The sequence below is a fragment of the Ruegeria sp. ANG-S4 genome (genome assembly GCF_000814005.1).
GTDB lineage: Bacteria > Pseudomonadota > Alphaproteobacteria > Rhodobacterales > Rhodobacteraceae > Ruegeria.
Window position 1 is genome coordinate 1,024,491 of sequence record NZ_JWLK01000001.1, and the last position, 18,643, is coordinate 1,043,133.

Sequence of the window (18,643 nt, forward strand, 5' to 3'; positions counted from 1 at the left end):
GGATCAAATTGACATGAGCGATTGGCCGCAGGGATATGGCCTGCATGTGGTGCAAGACGTCGACAGCACCTTGAACGAAGCCGCCCGGATCGCGCCGTCCGCGCAAGGTCCAGTGTGGATTATGGCGCATCATCAGACGGCCGCGCGGGGACGGCGCGGTCGCGCCTGGACGCATCCGAAAGGCAACCTTGCCGCGACGCTTCTTTTGCGCCCCGAGGGCAATCCGGAACAGGCCGCACTGCGCAGTTTTGTTGCGGCTTTGGCCTTGTTTGACGCCTGCGTTGCCGTAACGGGGCGGGCGACGGGCCTCTCCCTCAAGTGGCCAAATGATGTGCTGCTGAACGGCGGCAAGTTGGCGGGGATCTTGCTGGAAAGCACGGGACAGGGGCGCGGCCTGACCCATCTTGCGATCGGTGTCGGCGTGAACCTGACCGAAGCTCCGAATCCCGATATGGTCGAACAGGGGGCCGTGCGTCCGGTGTCTCTTTTGTCTGAAACCGGGGCATCCGCAACGCCCGAGGATTTTCTGACCGAGCTTGCGGCGGCCTACGCGGTGTACGAGACCCAGTTCCGCACCTATGGGTTCGAGCCGATCCGAGCCGCGTGGCTGTCCCGCGCCGCTCGTCTGGGTGAGGTCATTACCGCACGTACCGTCTCTTCAGCGATGACCGGAACCTTTGAAACTGTGGACGCGGGCGGCAACCTTGTCCTAAACACCGCAAAAGGCCGCATCAGCATACCGGCGGCGGACGTGTTTTTTGAAGGGGGCGCAAATGCTTCTGGCAATTGACTGCGGAAACACAAACACGGTGTTTTCGATCTGGGACGGCAATGAGTTTTTGTGCACCCTGCGGACATCGACCCACCACGCCCGTACGGCGGATGCGTATTTCACGTGGTATTCAACACTGGTCAAGCACTATGGGATCGAGGCAGAGATTTCAGACGTGATCATCGCCTCTACGGTTCCGCGTGTGGTGTTCAATCTGCGCGTCTTTGCAGACCGGTTTTTTGGGTGCAGGCCTTTGGTGATCGGCAAACCGGATTGCCTGCTGCCGGTCAATCCGCGCGTTGATGAAGGAACCATTCCTGGGCCGGATCGGTTGGCAAATGCGGCGGCGGCTTTTGACCGGCACGGCGGCAATGTGGTTGTGGTGGACTTTGGCACGGCCACGAACTTTGATGTTGTCGCGGCGGACGGTGCCTACGTTGGTGGTATCATCGCACCTGGCGTGAACCTCAGCCTTGAGGCGTTGCATCAGGGCGCAGCTGCGTTGCCACATATCGACATAACGCGCCCGGAAAAAGTGATTGGCACAAATACGGTTGGCTGTATCCAGTCCGGCGTGTATTGGGGATATTCCGGCCTGATTGAGGGCCTGATCGCGCGCATCAAGGCGGAATACGGAATGGCGATGAAAGTTGTCGGAACCGGCGGTCTGGCACCATTGTTCGATCAAGCGGATGTGGGCTTTGATGCCATCGAAGATGATTTGACGATGCACGGCCTGACCGTGATCCATCGCTATAACAAGGAAAACGGCTCAACATGAGCAGTGAAAGACTGATTTATCTGCCCCTGGGCGGAGCAGGCGAAATTGGCATGAATGCCTATGTCTATGGGTACGGAAAACCGGGGCAAGAGCGGCTTATCCTTGTGGATTTGGGCGTCGCTTTTCCCGATATGGATACCTCGCCGGGTGTCGATCTGATTTTCGCCGACATAACGTGGTTAAAAGAACGCGCGGATCAGCTTGAGGCGATTTTTGTCACGCACGCCCATGAGGATCACGTTGGCGCCGTCGCGCATTGCTATGCCGATTTGGGTGCGCCGATTTATGCGCGTGCTTTTACGTCAAACATCGCGCGTCGCAAGATGGAAGACCAGGGCCACCCGACCGAAGCTGTCCGGACCGCATCCGCGTGGCCCGAACAGATCAAGGCGGGCCCATTTCAGGTCGGGTTTCTGCCGGTTTCCCATTCCATCCCCGAAAGCGCGGGTCTGGTAATCGAGACACCCGCAGGCCGCATCGTACACTCGGGCGATTTCAAGCTGGACGCGGACCCGATTGTGGGCGAGGCATTTGATCCTGATCTTTGGTCCGAAGTGGCAAAACATGGTGTCAAGGCGTTGGTATGCGACAGCACCAATGTGTTTTCCACCCATCCCGGGCGATCGGAATCCGATGTGGGACCAGAAATCACGAAACTGGTTCAAGACGCGACGGGAATGGTGGTCGCGACTACTTTCGCGTCAAACGTGGCCCGTGTGAAAACACTGGCCGAAGCCGGTCATAGGGCCGGGCGTTCCGTCGTCTTGTTGGGGCGTGCGATGCGGCGGATGATCGAGGCGGCATCCGAGACCGGGATTCTGACCGATTTCCCGCGTGTTATCAGCGCGGAAGAGGCGGCAGATATCCCGCGCCAAAACCTGATGCTGATTGTTACGGGCAGCCAAGGCGAACGCCGCGCCGCAAGCGCACAACTTGCCCGCGGAAAGTACCGCGGACTTGAGGTCAAAGAAGGCGATTTGTTCCTGTTCTCGTCAAAGACCATTCCGGGCAACGAAAAAGGTGTGATCCGCATCATCAACCAGCTTAGCGAAAAGGGCGTAGACGTTGTTGATGACAGTTCGGGCCTGTACCATGTGTCGGGCCATGCCAATCGCCCGGACCTTGAAAAGGTCCACGCGCTGATTGATCCGCAGATGGTCATTCCAATGCATGGCGAGCACCGGCACCTGCGCGAACACGCCAAACTGGCCGAAGCCGGTGGCCGTACCGGGGTGCTGGCTGTCAATGGCACAATGCTGGATCTGACCGGAAATGCGCCCACTGTCGTGGACTATGTCGAAACCGGCCGCACCTACTTGGACGGTACGGTTAAGATTGGCGCTTTGGATGGTGTTGTGCGCGACCGGATTCGTATGGCGCTGAACGGGCATGTTACAGTCACCGTCATTCTGGACGAAGAAGACGAGCCGCTGGGCGAACCTTGGTGTGACACCATCGGATTGCCCGAGACAGGATCGTCGAACGCCGGTCTGGTCGAGGTGTTTGAAGAGGACCTCAACCAATTCCTGATGCGCGCAGATGGCAAAACGCTGCGGGACGACGACAAGCTTGAAGAAGCGCTGCGGCGCATTGTTCGCCAAAGTTCAAAAGTCGAACTGGGCAAGAAACCCGAAGTGACGGTCGTCATCAGCAGAATGCGCTGACGATGGTCAGTCCGCTTGCGGCATCGGATAACCTTTGAGCTGGAGGAACAGGCTTTCCTCTTCCTGATTCAGGAAAAACGGAACGCTGTTGGGCGGGTTAGGGTCGTGCGCGCGCGCGGCGATCTCGGCCAGGACGACTTCGGTGATGAAAGGCAGATCAAAGTCGCGGGCCTGTTCAATCGGGACCCATTGCAAATGCGAAAGCTCGTCGGACGCGCGGCTGAAATCGTCCAAATCACCCTGCACGGCGTCGGCATCCACCAAAAAGAACCGTGCATCAAATCTGCGCGGTCGCCCGGGCGGAGTCACGGCACGGAAAACAAACTGCAAAGGTTCAGCCGACGGCAGAAACCCCATTTCTGCAAAGCTTTGCCAATCTACAGGTGGCTGGCTTGGCCATGAACCGGGTTGACCCAGGATGAGACCTGTTTCTTCCCATAGCTCACGAATGGCGGCGGCGGCCAATGCAGCGCTCATGTCGGTCTCTGACCTTAAAGCCAGTCGCTCGCGGCAGAGGTCCGGCAATACGGTCGCGAAGGAAACGGAAGCGTCTGCGGCATCGACCGCGCCGCCCGGAAACACGAATTTGTTCGGCATAAAGGCCGCTTTGGCACCACGCTGACCCATCAGAATCGACGGGTTGTTCAGCCTGTCGCGCAACAAGATCACTGTTGCTGCGTCACGGATCGCGGTTTTATCGATGTTCATGCAGTTTTGCCAAACCCGTGCATCTTGCGTGCCCACTGATAGGCAACGATAGCCCCTTTAAGACGAGGCAGCAAAAACAGCGACAACGCCACGCATCCAAGCGAAAAAGCGATTGCCATCGTCCACGGGTCTGGCCGCCAGTGGACGTAACCGACATGCAAAGCAGGCGCCAGCAGGTGACCCACGATCAGGATCGTCAGATATGCAGGCCCGTCGTCCGCCCTGTGGTGGAACAATTCTTGCCCGCAATGCGCGCATTCGTCGTTGACCTTCAGGTAGCTGTGCAACAGCGCGCCCTCGCCGCAGTTGGGGCACTTGCAGCGAAATCCACGAGTCAGGGCCTGTTTTGTCGGGCGGTCATCTTCGACCGTCGCATCGACCGTTTGATCTGTCATTGAGCTACTCGCGCGTTCATATACCTGCGATATAACGCCAATTTGGTGGTTCGGGGAAGGGGGTGCGTCGCTTTGCATCGACAGCAGAGGAGAATCGCGCCTCTTAATCTGACCGAACAAAAGAAAATTCGAAAACCCGCGACGGAAACCGGTCCGGGCTACGTTTGATTAGGTATCAGCAGCGGCGCAGGGCCGCGCAAAAAGGGAAATCTGATATGAAATCTTCGAGCTTCATTTCGGCCGTCATGGTCGCGGCAGTGGCAGTTACAGGCACAACCGCCTTTGCAAAAGGACCGAAGGATCGGCAGCCTGCAACCTTTCAGGAACTGGACGCGGATGGCGATGGCCAGATCACGCAAGCAGAGATCGAGGCGCATCGTGCGCAACGTTTCACCAGCGCTGACGCCGACGGCGACGGACAGCTAAGCCTTGAGGAAATGCAGGCAGCCGCCCAATCGAGAGCCAATGAGCGGGTTCAAAAGATGTTTGAGCGACAGGATGCCAACAACGATGGGTTCCTCAGCGAAGATGAGTTGCCCAAACCGCGCCGTGGCGCAAAAATGTTCGAACGGATCGACGCTGACGGAAACGGTTCGATCTCGGAACAGGAATACGCCGATGCACAGGAAAAAATGGGTCGAAAGAACAAGCGGAACGGCAATCGGGGCTCTGACAGCAACTGATGCAGGATGGAGGACCTGACCTCCCAACCGGAACAGGCGCATGGCGGCTCGGCTGCCATGCCCGCGGCCAGCGACCATGTGTTGCTGGCCCGATTTGCAAGTGGTGACGCGATGGCCGCACGTATGCTGACCGACCGGCTTGGCCCGCGCAGCTACTCGGTCGCGATGCGAATGCTGGGAAACCGGACCGAGGCCGAGGATGTGACACAGGACGCTATGATGCGGCTCTGGCAGATGGCACCGGATTGGGTGCCGGGGCAGGCTCAGGTATCGACATGGTTGTATCGCGTCACACTGAACCTTTGCGTGGACCTGCGGCGGCGCAAACGCCCGGAACCGATTGAGAACCTGCCGGACCTGCAGGATGGCGCAGTCAGCGTGACCGATAAAATCCAGGACACAGCACGCAAAGACGCGCTGCAATCCGCACTTGATCAATTGCCGGATCGGCAGCGGCAGGCTGTGATCCTGCGTCACATAGAAGAGCTGTCCAATCCCGAGATCGCCGGGATCATGGACATCTCGGTGGAAGCCGTCGAGAGTCTGACGGCGCGTGGAAAGCGGGCTTTGGCCGCGATACTGGCGGGGCGGCGGGACGAACTGGGGGATGAAAATGGCTGATCACGACGAGTTGGAAACCCTGTTTGCGCAGGCTCGCGAGAATCGCCCGGTGTTGCCGGACGATCTGGTCGTGCGGATTGAAACGGACGCCGAGGCCATGCGATTGCAGCGTTCCGCACCTAAGGAAAGGCGTCAGCGCAGGTGGCTCGGGCTTGACAGGTTCGGCGGCTGGCAAGCTTTGGGCGGATTGGTCGCCGCCAGCGCAGCCGGAGTATGGATCGGGATTGCGGCACCGGGGTTTTTGCCGGACCCAGCTACATATATTTTTCCACAAGACACCACTTTTCTGGTGGCTGACCTGAGCCTGGACACCGGCTTTCTGGAGGATACGGAATGAGCGAAACTGCCAGAACAAAGCGCAGATGGATGCCGGTCCTGCTGGTGATTTCGCTGGCCGTGAACCTTTTGGTTGCCGGCGTCGTGCTGGGCACCGTGCTCAGGTTCAAGGGCGGCGATCATGGACGTATCCCGCCCGGTTTCGGGGCTGCGCTGTATCACGCGATGCCCAAAGATGATCGCAAAGCCTTGCGGGGCGAGCTCTCGGGGTTGCGTACCAAGGGCGCGTCGGGGCGTGTTCAGAATTTCAGTGAGTTGCTTGAAGCCTTGCAAGCCGTTCCATTCGACCCGGAGACTGTTGAGGCCCTGTTGCAGCAGCAGACAGAAACCACTTTGAACCTGCAAGGCGCGATGCAACAGAAATGGCTGACATACGTCACCGAACTGACGGACGGTGAGCGCCAGATTTACGCCGAGCGCCTTGAGGAAGTCGTTCAGCGCGGCCCGCATGGCAAGCGGAAAAACAAAAACGATTAAGGGTGGATCAAGCTGCGCTTCTTCTCAGGCGGACCTGATTTCGCCCCGATTGTTTCGCAGCGTAAAGCGCCCTGTCTGCCGACTTCAATAGCCCTTCCATGTCGTCTGATTTCAACACGCTGTCGGCCAATGGCGGGGCGTGCAACACCAGACCAACGCTGATCGTGACCAAAATCGGATTTTGCGGTTCACCAAGGCGGAAGGGTTCCGAGCAGATGCATGCACATATCCTTTCCGCCGCGCGAAGGGCGTTGGCCGGCGTAACGTTCTGCAAACAGATCATAAACTCTTCGCCGCCGAAGCGAGCAACAAATCCTCTTTGGTCAACAGATTGCTGCAGGCGACTTGCAGTTTCGGTCAGAACCTGATCGCCCGCATCATGGCCAAACTGATCGTTGATTGATTTAAAATGGTCGAGGTCCGCCAGCATGATCGCAAACCCGCGATCGGATTGGGACGACTGGCGCGCGATCTGGTGGAGCGCCCGCATCGCAAATCGGCGGTTGCACAGTCCGGTCAGCGGATCAGTCAGCGAGTCGGCCAAGCCATTGCGCAATGAGGCTCTAAGTCTGTCGTCGCGCCGCTTACGCGCAATCTGACTTTTTAGCCTCACTGCGATTTCATCAGGGTCAAACCCGCCCTGGCAGACCGCATCCACGCCCCAATCCAGCGCTTCGGCCGTCTGATCCGAGCTTGCGTCCGGTATGACGCCGATTAACACGGTATGACGCGTCGCGGCGCGCGACCGCAGATCCGCCAGCATGTTGCGGCAGGTCGCTCCGTCCCAAAGCTCGACCACGATGGCATCCGGAACCGGTGACGAAAGAACCCCGCTGAGGTTTGGCAAATCATGGCTGGATATGGGTTGAGGCACGCGCGTAGCCAATGCCTTGTTCCAGATTGCGCCGGTTCGGGCCGCCAGCGTCAGAATTGCTATTCGACTTGAAGGCGCGGGTGTAATCAGCGCGGTGCCGGTTTCTGCAAATCCTATCGATTTCGTCTTGTCCTCAACCTGCAATTCCTGACGCTCAACCCGCGCGCGCAACAAGCTGCGAACATGTGCCAAAAGCAAAGTGTCCTTGTATGGATAGGCCAACACATCGTCCAATCCGTCGGCCAGCGCCTGCACTCGGGCGGCTTTGTCGTTCTGCTGCGTTATGGCAACAACCGGCACGTCTGACAGGGTTGGATCGCCCGCCAAAATGGCTTTGACATCCGAGGCTGATCCATCCGGCAGGGTTTGCGATGCAATTACAAGATCGGGGCGGGTCCGTCGCAACAAAGCCGGCAAGCCTTTCAGCTTGTCGCCCTGAACGACCTGATACCATGCGGCTGTCAGCTGAACCTTCAGCATAATGCGATTGGTCGCGACTCCGTCTAGGACAAGTATGGTGCCTTGTACGGACATAGACATTCACCGTTGATTGCATGCGTTGCCAAAGTGTTTATGACTCTGGTTAACAAACCCTTTCCAAGCCCCCACAAGAGGCGCGTAAATGTCGATCAGCACAAACTCCGCCGAGACTTTGGCCCTGAATGCCTTGAGTTGGCTGGTCGGAAACGAAGATCTTCTGCCTGTGTTTCTGGGAGCGACCGGAGCAAGCGCGCAGGACTTGCGCGACCGGGCAGGCGAGGCAGAGTTTCTGGCCTCGGTTCTGGATTTCATAACAATGGAAGATGCTTGGGTTGTCGCCTTTTGTGACGCAAACTCAGTGCCCTATGACCTGCCGAGTCAGGCGCGGTTGGTCTTATCTGGCAATTCGGAAATGCACTGGACCTGATAGGAGCCAAAGGTCATGCCTATTGATGCGTTGTTGTTCGACAAGGATGGCACACTATTCGATTTTGCGGCAACGTGGGGTGCCTTTGGCCGGTCTACTCTGCTGCGATTGACTGATGGAGATGAAGGGAAGGCCGCCCAATTGGGCAGGTCCATCGGGTTTGACTTCGCCCAGAACCGCTATGAGCCGCACAGTATCGTCATCGCCGGAACCGTCTGCGAGGTTGCAGATAGCCTTCTGCCGTATGTTTCAGGGTACGCGCGATCCGAATTGGTCGATCTTTTGAACATGGAATCGGCGAAGGCCGAACAGGTGCAGGCGGTTCCGCTGGATGCCTTTCTACAGGGCTTGCGCGCGGCCGGCCTCAAGCTAGGCGTTGCCACAAATGACGGCGAGGCGCCAGCCGAGCAGCATTTGATCTCTGTCGGGGTTCGCGCCCATTTCGATTTTGTCGCCGGATATGACAGCGGGCATGGCTTCAAACCCGGTCCGGGTCAGTTGCTGGCTTTTGCTCGCCATGTCGGGATTGATCCGTCCTGCATCGCGATGGTCGGGGACAGCCGCCATGATCTTGAGGCCGGTCGCGCGGCAGGTATGGTCACGGTTGGTGTGTTGACAGGCGTCGCCGGGCCGGACGAGTTGGAACCTGTTGCGGATGTCGTACTGCCGGACATCGGACATATTCCTGCTTGGCTGTCCAGCATTTGAGTCACATCGAAAAAATCGCCTGTCTGTGTGGCAAAACCGACATTCCCTGTCGCGGACAGAGCGGCTAGCGCACCGACTTCCGGGCTTGCTTGAAATAGGCAGGACCCGGAGGACCCAATGGAAGACTCACCCACACCTCGACGCCGCAGTGGCGGTCGCGCCGGTGCCGCGGCGCGTCGCGGTCAGGCGGTCATTGACCAAATGCCGTGGAACCCGCCGGTCAATACCGACCGCCCCACCGAACCGCTCGGCCAGGACGGCATCGAAGCGATACATGACGGCGCGATGCGTATCCTCGAAGAGATCGGGATCGAGTTCTACAATGAGGAAGCCATAGGGATCCTGCGCGAAGCAGGGTGCACGATCACGGGCGACAATGTCCGGATGGGGCGCGATTTTGTGATGGAGATGGTGGCCAAAGCGCCATCCAGTTTTACCATCACCCCGCGGAATCCTGAAAGACAGATTACCATCGGCGGGAACAACCTGCTGTTCGGCAACGTCTCTTCCCCGCCCAACTACTGGGACATGGAGATCGGTCAGAAAGTTCCCGGCAACCGACGGATGTGTCAGGATCTGCTGAAACTGACACAGTATTTCAATTGCATTCATTTCGCCGGGGGCTACCCGGTCGAGCCGGTAGATATCCATGCCAGCGTTCGCCACCTGGACGTGCTTTTTGACAAATTGACCCTGACGGACAAGGCCATGCACGCCTATTCGCTGGGCAAAGAGCGGGTCGAAGACGTGATGGAGATGGTGCGCATTGCAGGCGGACTAAGCCATGAAGAGTTCGAAGCCGCGCCGCGCATGTACACCAACATCAATTCGACCTCGCCGTTGAAGCATGACCATCCCATGATCGACGGATGCCTGCGTCTGGCGCGACGTGGGCAGGCAATTGTTGTGACGCCATTTACCTTGGCGGGCGCGATGGCCCCGGTAACGATGGCGGGTGCCGTAGCCCAGTCACTTGCCGAGGCCTTGTGCGCGATTGCCCTGTTTCAATACGTACGACCCGGCATTCCATGCGTCATCGGTACCTTTACCTCGAATGTCGACATGAAATCCGGAGCGCCCGCTTTTGGTACGCCGGAATACATGCGCTCGACCCAGATGACCGGTCAGATGGCCCGGTTTTACGGGTTGCCGATGCGCTCGTCCGGTGTTTGCGCAGCGAACGTGCCCGACGGGCAATCAATCTGGGAGACGTCGAATTCGCTGTGGGCCGCTGTGCAGTCCGGCACAAACATGGTGTACCATGCAGCCGGTTGGCTGGAGGGTGGTCTGATCGCCAGCCCTGAGAAGTTTGTGATGGATTGCGAAATCCTTCAGCAAATTCAAAGATATATGCAACCGGAGCTGACAGCGACGGGTGCCGAAGAAATTGCGCTTGATGCGATTAGGGACGTGGGCAACAGCGGCCATTTCTTTGGGATTCAGCATACGCAGGACCGTTATGCCACCGCCTTTTACCAGCCATTTCTGAGCGATTGGAAAAACTATGAAGCGTGGGAAGCGGCAGGGGGTATCTGGACCGCAGAACGGGCGCATCGGATGTTCAAGGAGATTGTGAACAACTTCGAAGCGCCCGGCATCGACATTGCCATCCGCGAAGAGCTTGCGGACTTTGTCGAGCGTCGCAAAGCCGAAGGCGGTGCGCCGACCGATTTCTAATTTTGCGCCATCGTATCATGTTGAAACCACGTCAAAATGTAAGAACTCCTACTCTGACTTTGTGATTTTGTTAAACTTTCTGTTTTCAGATCGCGGGGCACGCGAACTCTGAGGTTTAACATGCACGGTCTGATCAACAGGGCGATCCAATCTTTCGTCTGTACGACCTATGGTCGACCCTGTTGGGCGCGCGCCACTGAAACCGCGGGGTTGGGTTTCGTCGAATTCGAACCGATGCTGATCTACGATGCCGAGTTGTCGGTCCGGCTTCTGGATGCGCTTTGCACTGATCTGAAGCGATCTCGCGCAGACTTTCTGGAAGATTTGGGAACCTATCTGGTTTCGCATCCCAACACCGAGGACCTGCGCCGTCTGCTGCGGTTCGGTGGCGTGTCCTATGTGGATTTTCTGCACTCGCTGGATGATCTGCCGGATCGGGTCAGGTTGGCCGTCTCGGATCTTGAATTGCCGATGCTGGAACTGCGTGAGGAAACGCCAACTGAATACAAGCTGCTGTGCTTTCCCGGACTGCCCGGGTTTTCCAGTGTCATGACCGGTGTGTTGCGCGCAATGGGCGACGACTATGGCGCGTTGGTCATGCTGGCGGATGGTGGACACAAAGGGGAGGCCGAAGTGATTGCGATCACGCTGGTGGAAAGCGCGTTCGCCGAAGGTCGTCAATTTGATCTGGGGGGGAAGACGTCATGACCACGACGGACCAGATGGCGGATTTGCTGGAAACACTATGCCCGATGTTCGTTCTGATCGACGCGACAGGCCGAATCAGACGCGTGGGACCGACGCTGCAAAAACTGCGTCCCGATCAGCCGATGGTCGGAGACGATTTTTTGCAGTTATTCGAATTGGTGCGCCCTCGTATGGTATCGACCATGCCGGCGCTCATGGCGACCGCCGGCGGGCGGTTGCAGCTTAGGTTTCGCGACGAGCCGCGCACTGGACTGAAGGGCTTGATCGCTCCGTTGCCGGACGATGCCGGTGCCGTAGTCAACCTGTCCTTCGGCATTTCAATTTTGGATGCGGTTCGCGATTACGCGCTGACCAGCGCCGATTTTTCGGGAACCGATCTGGCAATCGAGCTGCTTTATCTGGTTGAAGCCAAATCCGCAGCGATGGAAGCGTCCCGCTCGCTGAATTTGCGTCTTCAAGGGGCCATGTTGGCGGCGGAAGAACAGGCATATACTGACACGTTGACCGGCCTCAAGAACCGTCGGGCCATGGACCATATCCTTGGGCATCTCATTCGTTCGAAATCGAAATTTGCCCTCATGCATCTGGATCTGGATTTCTTCAAATCGGTCAATGACCAACTGGGGCATGCCGCAGGTGACTACGTATTGCAACAGGCCGCGCGTATCATGTTGGAAGAAACCCGACACGACGACACTGTCGCACGTATAGGCGGGGATGAATTCGTTTTTGTTTTCAAGGACCTTGTGGATCCGAAAACCCTGTGCGGCATTGCCGAGCGTATTATCGCGCGGTTGCAAGAACCCATGACTTTCGAAGGCAAAACCTGTGAAGTGTCAGCCAGCATCGGAACCGCCCTGTCCACGCAGTTCGATAACAAAGACTGGGCGGAGGTTCTGAACGCTGCTGACCAAGCGCTTTATGAGGCTAAGAAGAACGGTCGGGCGTGCCACGTTTTCTATGGGAACCTGACGGCCACCCCAGCGAAATCCGATGTTCAACCTTTGGCGTAACCTGCGAACCGGAGCACGACGGTCACAGGTCCGCGCGCTGTCATGGCGCCAAGGGTCTTGGTTTCAACCTGCGAGCGCGTCGCTCAGGCGGTTGGCGATATGTTTCTGGATGCGGGAAAGCTCTCCGACAACCGGCGTAACCACGCCCTGAAAATCAGCCTCCTCCAACGCCTGCGGGACATCCTCCAGCACGTGACCACCGGTGCAGGCAAAAAATGGCAAGCAGATCGCTCGTCGACCGGTGTCGGCGGCAGCGTCGGCAATGGACGGAGGCTCTTCGACAAACCCCATTCGGACGGACTTGAAGGGAAGAAGGCTTGCGATTTTACGGGCGAACGCGGCGGTCACCTTCGCAGGGTTATCGCTGCGACCCGACCCGTGCGCGGCGATAACCAGATCGACATCCGGGGCTTCCCAGTCCCGTTCGGCCAGGGTTTCGGACAGTGTATCTGCAACCAGGGCCGGTAGGGCAGGATCAATCCCCAGCGGATCCAGAATGCGTACGTCTCTGGCGCCAATCCGTTTGGGAAGCGCGCTGGTTACGAACCACCCTTTGGCCATGAACAATGGATAGACGGCACTCTCCCCGGGCAAAGCATCCAAACACGCCTCTAACGCACCGGGTGCGGCAAGCGTTGCGGAATGTACTGAAACCAATGGCGTTGCAGCATCGACCGATGCGGCAAAAGCGGCCAGTGACGCCTCTGCCGGGGCAGGGTCCGAGGGTTGGCCATGTGCAACGATCACGGCATGATGCATTCTGGGTCTCCCAAGCGCTATTTGTGCGAAAGATGTCCCGGCAATTCCCCGAGTCAATCGCTCATTGCTAATTAGGTTAGTCGAGCAATGCCAGCCACAACCAAACGGTCAAAATGGACGCGCCGGTTCCGATCAAAACTGACGACGCAGCAACGCGTTTGGCCCGACCATAGAGGTTGGCAAAGATGTACGCATTGAAGCCGGGTGCCATTGCGGCCGTGACCACGCCCGAGCGGAAAAGATCCTGTGGCAGCGACAGTGTCGTTCCGAACAACCATACAAGGCTGGGCTGCAACAGCAGCGACACACCGCAAACAAAGGCGATGGTTCTCAGGTCGCCTTCCGGACGGTATTTCACCAGCACACCGCCCAGTGCGAACAGCGCGCCCGGCAAGGCGGCCAGCGTCACGAGGCCAAGAGCCTCGTCAACGGCAGAAGGAATGCCAATGCCCGATAGGTTGACTGCAAAGCCAAGGGCGATCCCAAGGATCAATGCATTTTTGAACATGGCAGTCAGAACCGAACGCAGCATCCGGCCTCCGCCATTCCCGCGATTGCGAATAACCTCCATCACCGTGATGCCGAGGCAGTAGCAAAACGGCGAATGAAAAGCGATGATCGCATAGTTCCCGGTCAGATTGTCAGGGCCAAAGGCGCGTTCGGTTATCGGCAAACCCAACAAAACCGAGTTGGAGAACAGGCAGCAAAATCCGATGGCCACGCTGTCTTCCCATTCGCGTCCAAAAATGAACCTTGCGCCGAAAGTTCCTGCCATAAAGCATAGGCCTGCTGCGGCATAAAAACTGAACAGCAAACGGGGATCGAAGCTGGTGCTGATATCAAGGTTCGAAATTGCCAAAAACAGAAGGCAGGGGATTGCGAAGCTCTGTGTGAACTTCATCAATCCGTCGATATGGTCCTCGCGAAAGTACCCAAGCCGGGTTGCGGCATAACCCGAACCGATTACCAGAAACACCGGCAGGATGACGTCGATCAAGCTTTGGAACATCGCGGGTTCGCCGCCCCCAATCCCGACCTAGACGGCCTGCCGGATCACCATGCCATCGAAGGCCGGGGTGATGTAATCCGGGGTTTCCGCGTCCACCGTCGCGTAATCCAGGTCAATATGCATATTCGTCAACACAGCAGACCGCGGGCGCAATTCGTCAATCCAGCCCAGCGTCTTTTCGAGATGTGCATGGGTCGGATGGGGTGATCGGCGCAAGGCGTCAATGATCAGGCAGTCCAGATCAGCCAACGCGTCGCGCGTGTCGTCGTGAAATTCTGCCACATCAGGCAGGTAGGCCAAATCGTTGATCCGGAAACCAAGGGCATCGATTGACCCGTGATTGACGCTGAATGGCGCGAATGGAATGCTTCCACCGGGGCCATCAATTTCGAACGGTCCATTGATGGTTTTGAGATCGAGTATCGGCGGGTAGGGAGAGCCTTCGGGTTGCACGAACGCGTATCCGAACCGTCCCAGCAGGTCATTTTGCGTATCGCCATCGGCCCAGACCGGCACGCGCGATTTCATATTGAAAACGATCATCCGCAGATCATCGATGCCGTTCATATGATCCGCGTGGGAGTGAGTATAGACCACCCCGTCCAACCGACCTGTTTCAGTGTCCAGCAGTTGGCTGCGCATGTCCGGAGACGTATCAATAAGCACCGTGGTGGTTCCATTCGGACCGTCACGTTCCACCAAAAGCGAGCATCGCCGACGAATATTCTTCGGGTTCCGGGGGTCGCATTCACCCCAATGCCCGCCCAGACGGGGTACACCGCCGGATGACCCGCAGCCCAAAATGGTGAACCGGAATTCACTCATGCGGCGGCCTTGTAACGGGCTGCCTTGGAGAACAGACGGTCAAAATTGGCTTGGGTTTGAGCGGCGAAATGTTCGTAGGGCAATCCAAAAATCTCGGCCCCTTTTTTTGCCGTGAAGGCCGTGTAGGCTGGCTCGTTTCGCTTGCCGCGATACGGTGGCGGCGCCAGATAGGGCGCGTCCGTTTCCACGAGAATTCGGTCAATCGGGGCTACGGCGAAGATGCCGCGCAATTCCTGACTTTTGGGAAACGCGGCGATGCCGGACATCGAGAGGTAAAAGCCAAGGTCCAAAGTGGCCTTGGCCAACTGCGCCGAAGACGAAAAACAATGCATCACGCATGAATAGGGCGCATTTCGAAACTCGTCGGTCAGGATCCGGGCCATGTCATCGTCGGCGGCGCGGGAATGGATGATAAGCGGCAATCCGGTGCGCTGGGCGGCTTCGATGTGAATGCGCAAGGATTGCTTTTGTACAGCCGCCGATTCCGAGGTGTAATGGTAATCCAGCCCCGTTTCGCCGATGCCAACGAATTTGGGATGCTGCGCCAGGGCGACAAGTTCGTCGACGCTGGTCAGCGGCTCGTCAGCTGCGCTCATGGGATGTGTGCCTGCCGCGTAGAATATGGGTGCGTGGGCCTCGGCAATGGCTCGGATCGCAGGTTCGTTGCGCAACCGGGTGCAAATCGTCACCATGCGGGTGACACCTGCGTCAGCGGCGCGGGCGACAATGTCGTCCAGTTGTCCGTCGAAATCGGGGAAATCCAGATGGCAGTGACTGTCGGTGATCTGGGGGGTGTTGCTCATCTGCTCGCGCCAGCGGTTTCCTGTATCTTGAACACCGTATCTAGGACCAGAGCGGCAGGGTCAAGGTTCACCGCCTGGCCATGGCGCGCGCGGGCCGTGATGGTCGCCGCGACCTCTGCCCATTTCCGCGCTTGTTGGGGCGATGCGGACAAGCGGGCCAATACATGCGCTTCGCCCGCCGCGGCCTCGGGCGTGGGTGGGGCACCGGCTGCCCCGGTCACGGAAAGGCGGGAAAGTGCTATGTCGATCAAATTGAGCAACAGGTCGAAACGATCGGCGGCACCGCGCTGGGCAGCGGCCTCGGCCAGCGCAAGGGTGCGTTGGCGATCCAGACGGGGTAGGGTGGCCAGGATTTCGATGAGCTCGGTGTAAATCTCAAGACCATTTAAATTGATCAACCGCACCGCATCGCCGACCGACCCTGCGGCCAACGCGGCAAGATGGTCTGGCTGGGATGGCACATTTGCACCGGTCTGCGTCAGTGCGGCCTGCATGTCCTGTGCGCCAAGCGGCAAGAGCCGCAGCGTTCGGCAACGCGATTTTATGGTCGGCAACAGGCGTGTGGGCTGGTGCGAGACCAAAAGCAGCGTTGTGCGTGCAGGTGGCTCTTCCAGCATTTTCAGAAGAGCGTTGGCCGCGTTGACATTCATTTCGTCGGCTGGATCCACGATCACAACCCGCCGCCCGCCGTCCGCGGCGGTCATACCGAAAAACCGACCCAATTTGCGGATATCATCCACAACGATTTCACCGCGAAGTTTGCCCTTCTTGTCCACGGACCGGATGATCGAGGCCAAACCGGGTTCGGCCCCAGATAGAATGCGATGCGACACCGAATGGTCAGGGTCGATATCCAGCGTTTCAGGCGACGGCGCGGCACCGAACAACCCGCCATCATCCTGAGGCGGGGTCGCGAGCAGAAATCTTGCGATCCGCCAAGCCAGCGTTGCCTTTCCGCAGCCACGTGGACCGGTCAGCAACCAACCATGATGAAGCCGATCCGAATTATAGGCGGTCAGAAACGCCTGTTCCGCCGCGCTTTGGCCAAACAGCTGCGCGGTCTCTCGCGGATGTGGCGCACCGGGCACCTGATCTGGGGCTGGAATGTCGTCGCTCATTGCCGATTGATCACAGGACTTTCGATACGATTTCTCTCACATCCTGCGCGACGCTGTCTATGTCCCTGTTCCCGTCGACGACCCGAAACCGGTGGGGATACTCGTCGGCCAATGCCAGAAACCCCGCACGCATTCGCCGCTGCAGGTCCGGGCCAAAGTCTTCAAAACGTTCTTCGGCACCCTGACGCCCCTTGGCGCGTGACAGGCCGGTGTCCGGGTCCATGTCGATCAAGAGCGTCAGGTCGGGCTCGCGCCCGATCATCAGGCTGTGAAGTTGATCCACCAACCCTCTCAGATCGCCGCGCGACAGGCCCTGGTACATTCGCGTGCTATCTGCAAAGCGGTCACAAATCACGATTTTCCCGGCAGCCAGGGCTGGCTGGATCGTTCGTTCCAGATGATCACGCCGCGCAGCCGTGAACAGCAGGATTTCGGTTTCAGCCGACCAGCGGTCCGGGTCACCTTGCAAGACCAGGTTTCGGATTTCCTCGGCCCCGTCCGAGCCGCCGGGTTCGCGCGTCAGAACAACCTGATGCCCAGCCTTGCGCAATTCATCGGCGAGCATTCGCGCTTGCGAAGACTTTCCAGAACCATCAATGCCTTCAAAGGTCAGAAACAACCCACCTTGCGTCACAACTGCCCCAACGGTGTGTTTATGACATCCTTTAGAACGATACCGCCAACGGTCAGCATGCGAACCACAAATCCGCCCTGCGGCACATCATTCGCCGCAACCAGTGGGCGACGGATTTCCGGCAGACCCTCAGGCCTGATCACCAGTTCGGCCAATTGCTGACCTTTGATAACCGGGGCATTGATCGGGCCATCATAGACAATCTCTGCTTCAACGTCGGAATCTCCGAGCACCGGGAAAAGCAGGGTCAGGTCCTCTTCGGGGACGAGCCCAACCGTGGGTTCCGCACCCATCCAAAGCTTTGCTTCCGCTATCGGTTCTTCGGCGCTGGCAACTGACCTCTCGACAAAATTTCGAAACGACCAGTTAACCACGGCCTCAGCCTCCTCTGCGCGGCGGGCCGTGCTGTCCAGGCCGGATAGAACAAAGACGACGCGCCGGTCGCCCTGTTTGGCCGAGCCGACAAGCCCATACCCCGCTTCCTGCGTATGGCCGGTCTTTAAGCCGTCCGCGCCAATGTCGAGTTTCAGCAAGGGGTTACGATTGCGCGCGTTCGATGGCGCCCGACCATCGAATTCATACACTTCTTCGGCAAACAACGGGTAATATTCGGGGAAATCCGTAATCAACCGATCCGCCAAAACGGCCAGGTCATGCACGGACATCATGTGACCAGCGGCAGGCCAACCATTCGAGTTGGCAAAATTCGAATGGTCCATGCCCATTTTCTTGGCGCGTTGCGTCATGAACCGCGCAAACCCGGCCTCTGTTCCGTCTGGGCTGAGCGCCTCGGCGATAACAACGCAGGCGTCGTTGCCGGACAGCACGATGATCCCGCGCAGCAGGTCCTCGACGCGAACGCGATCCTGCGTGTTCAGGAACATGGTCGAACCGCCATAGCTCATGGCATGTTCGGACACTGGTAGAGTTTCATCCAGTGTCAAACGCCCGTCGCGCAATGCTTCAAAAGCCACGTAGAGGGTCATGAGCTTGGACATTGACGCGGGCGGCAGCGGCAAATCGGCCTCTTTCGACAGCAATACAGTCCCGGTTTTTTGATCCATCACGTAGGCCGCGCGGGCAGTGGTATCAAAAGCGTGCGCCGGCAGCGCGAACGCAGCCAGCCCAATGGCCAGAGTGGTTGAACGTAGCACGGACAGCATTGTCAGCC

Annotated in this window: 22 protein-coding genes; 12 read left to right on the top strand and 10 right to left on the bottom strand. The window is 58.3% G+C overall.

Annotated elements, in window-relative coordinates; genetic code table 11:
- Positions 1-13 precede the first annotated feature (13 nt).
- The 3 genes from RA28_RS05180 to RA28_RS05190 are packed head-to-tail and all read left to right on the top strand — an operon-like array spanning position 14 to position 3,217.
- The gene (locus RA28_RS05180; RefSeq protein ID WP_039524279.1) at positions 14-790 is read left to right on the top strand and encodes a biotin--[acetyl-CoA-carboxylase] ligase; all 777 of its coding nucleotides are present in this window, start codon (positions 14-16) and stop codon (positions 788-790) included.
- Positions 774-1,553 carry a type III pantothenate kinase gene (locus tag RA28_RS05185; RefSeq protein WP_039524281.1) on the top strand — a complete coding sequence of 260 codons (780 nt, stop codon included), beginning with the start codon at positions 774-776 and terminating at the stop codon, positions 1,551-1,553. The genes RA28_RS05180 and RA28_RS05185 overlap by 17 nt, the downstream gene beginning before the upstream one ends.
- A complete protein-coding gene (locus tag RA28_RS05190; RefSeq protein ID WP_039524283.1) occupies positions 1,550-3,217 on the top strand; it encodes a ribonuclease J in 1,668 nt (555 codons plus the stop codon). The genes RA28_RS05185 and RA28_RS05190 overlap by 4 nt, the downstream gene beginning before the upstream one ends.
- 6 nt (positions 3,218-3,223) lie before the next feature.
- Here RA28_RS05190 and RA28_RS05195 read toward each other — a convergent pair whose 3' ends face one another.
- Both RA28_RS05195 and RA28_RS05200 read right to left on the bottom strand, forming a co-directional pair.
- A complete protein-coding gene (locus tag RA28_RS05195; protein WP_039524285.1) occupies positions 3,224-3,925 on the bottom strand; it encodes an NUDIX hydrolase in 702 nt (233 codons plus the stop codon).
- Complete coding sequence (locus RA28_RS05200; protein WP_039524287.1) at positions 3,922-4,320, bottom strand: DUF983 domain-containing protein; 399 nt, start codon at positions 4,318-4,320, stop codon at positions 3,922-3,924. Before RA28_RS05200 ends, RA28_RS05195 begins: the two co-directional genes overlap by 4 nt.
- A 215-nt stretch (positions 4,321-4,535) precedes the next feature.
- On the opposite strand from RA28_RS05200, the gene RA28_RS05205 reads away from it, so the two are divergent.
- Genes RA28_RS05205 through RA28_RS05220 form a run of 4 tightly spaced genes read left to right on the top strand, consistent with a single transcriptional unit; the run spans position 4,536 to position 6,437 of the window.
- The gene (locus tag RA28_RS05205) at positions 4,536-5,003 is read left to right on the top strand and encodes an EF-hand domain-containing protein (protein WP_039524289.1); all 468 of its coding nucleotides are present in this window, start codon (positions 4,536-4,538) and stop codon (positions 5,001-5,003) included.
- Between the two features lie 6 nt (positions 5,004-5,009).
- The gene (locus RA28_RS05210; RefSeq protein WP_039524290.1) at positions 5,010-5,624 is read left to right on the top strand and encodes an RNA polymerase sigma factor; all 615 of its coding nucleotides are present in this window, start codon (positions 5,010-5,012) and stop codon (positions 5,622-5,624) included.
- On the top strand, positions 5,617-5,961 hold the full coding sequence (locus tag RA28_RS05215; protein WP_039524292.1) for a hypothetical protein: 345 nt from the start codon (positions 5,617-5,619) through the stop codon (positions 5,959-5,961). Before RA28_RS05210 ends, RA28_RS05215 begins: the two co-directional genes overlap by 8 nt.
- Positions 5,958-6,437 (top strand): periplasmic heavy metal sensor, encoded by a 480-nt coding sequence (locus RA28_RS05220; protein ID WP_039524294.1) that lies wholly within the window; start codon positions 5,958-5,960, stop codon positions 6,435-6,437. Before RA28_RS05215 ends, RA28_RS05220 begins: the two co-directional genes overlap by 4 nt.
- Before the next feature lie 7 nt (positions 6,438-6,444).
- On the opposite strand, the gene RA28_RS05225 is transcribed toward RA28_RS05220, so the two are convergent.
- Complete coding sequence (locus tag RA28_RS05225) at positions 6,445-7,851, bottom strand: diguanylate cyclase (protein WP_241481064.1); 1,407 nt, start codon at positions 7,849-7,851, stop codon at positions 6,445-6,447.
- A gap of 82 nt (positions 7,852-7,933) precedes the next feature.
- Between RA28_RS05225 and RA28_RS05230 the strand changes: the two genes are divergently transcribed.
- The 5 genes from RA28_RS05230 to RA28_RS05250 all read left to right on the top strand — a co-directional run bounded on the left by RA28_RS05230 (position 7,934) and on the right by RA28_RS05250 (position 12,324).
- Positions 7,934-8,218 (top strand): DUF3572 domain-containing protein, encoded by a 285-nt coding sequence (locus RA28_RS05230; RefSeq protein WP_039524297.1) that lies wholly within the window; start codon positions 7,934-7,936, stop codon positions 8,216-8,218.
- A 15-nt stretch (positions 8,219-8,233) separates the two neighbouring features.
- Positions 8,234-8,926, top strand: coding sequence for an HAD family hydrolase (locus RA28_RS05235; protein ID WP_039524299.1), 693 nt, complete (start codon positions 8,234-8,236; stop codon positions 8,924-8,926).
- 117 nt (positions 8,927-9,043) lie between these two features.
- A complete protein-coding gene (locus RA28_RS05240; RefSeq protein ID WP_039524301.1) occupies positions 9,044-10,603 on the top strand; it encodes a trimethylamine methyltransferase family protein in 1,560 nt (519 codons plus the stop codon).
- A 120-nt stretch (positions 10,604-10,723) separates the two neighbouring features.
- The gene (locus tag RA28_RS05245; protein WP_039524303.1) at positions 10,724-11,311 is read left to right on the top strand and encodes a heme NO-binding domain-containing protein; all 588 of its coding nucleotides are present in this window, start codon (positions 10,724-10,726) and stop codon (positions 11,309-11,311) included.
- A complete protein-coding gene (locus tag RA28_RS05250; protein WP_052261269.1) occupies positions 11,308-12,324 on the top strand; it encodes a GGDEF domain-containing protein in 1,017 nt (338 codons plus the stop codon). The genes RA28_RS05245 and RA28_RS05250 overlap by 4 nt, the downstream gene beginning before the upstream one ends.
- Before the next feature lie 63 nt (positions 12,325-12,387).
- Here RA28_RS05250 and RA28_RS05255 read toward each other — a convergent pair whose 3' ends face one another.
- The 7 genes from RA28_RS05255 to RA28_RS05285 form a co-directional block, all read right to left on the bottom strand.
- Positions 12,388-13,083 (bottom strand): CbiX/SirB N-terminal domain-containing protein, encoded by a 696-nt coding sequence (locus RA28_RS05255; protein ID WP_039524306.1) that lies wholly within the window; start codon positions 13,081-13,083, stop codon positions 12,388-12,390.
- Between the two features lie 76 nt (positions 13,084-13,159).
- Complete coding sequence (locus RA28_RS05260) at positions 13,160-14,092, bottom strand: AEC family transporter (protein ID WP_039524308.1); 933 nt, start codon at positions 14,090-14,092, stop codon at positions 13,160-13,162.
- 27 nt (positions 14,093-14,119) lie between these two features.
- Positions 14,120-14,917, bottom strand: coding sequence for an MBL fold metallo-hydrolase (locus RA28_RS05265; RefSeq protein WP_039524309.1), 798 nt, complete (start codon positions 14,915-14,917; stop codon positions 14,120-14,122).
- A complete protein-coding gene (locus RA28_RS05270) occupies positions 14,914-15,720 on the bottom strand; it encodes a TatD family hydrolase (RefSeq protein ID WP_039524311.1) in 807 nt (268 codons plus the stop codon). The genes RA28_RS05265 and RA28_RS05270 overlap by 4 nt, the downstream gene beginning before the upstream one ends.
- Positions 15,717-16,838, bottom strand: a complete 1,122-nt coding sequence (locus RA28_RS05275) for a DNA polymerase III subunit delta' (protein ID WP_039524312.1) — start codon at positions 16,836-16,838, stop codon at positions 15,717-15,719. Before RA28_RS05275 ends, RA28_RS05270 begins: the two co-directional genes overlap by 4 nt.
- A 10-nt stretch (positions 16,839-16,848) precedes the next feature.
- Positions 16,849-17,472: a dTMP kinase gene (gene tmk, locus RA28_RS05280; protein ID WP_039524314.1), complete on the bottom strand. Its 624-nt coding sequence runs from the start codon at positions 17,470-17,472 to the stop codon at positions 16,849-16,851.
- A complete protein-coding gene (locus RA28_RS05285) occupies positions 17,469-18,635 on the bottom strand; it encodes a D-alanyl-D-alanine carboxypeptidase family protein (protein WP_152612004.1) in 1,167 nt (388 codons plus the stop codon). The genes tmk and RA28_RS05285 overlap by 4 nt, the downstream gene beginning before the upstream one ends.
- Positions 18,636-18,643 lie beyond the last annotated feature (8 nt).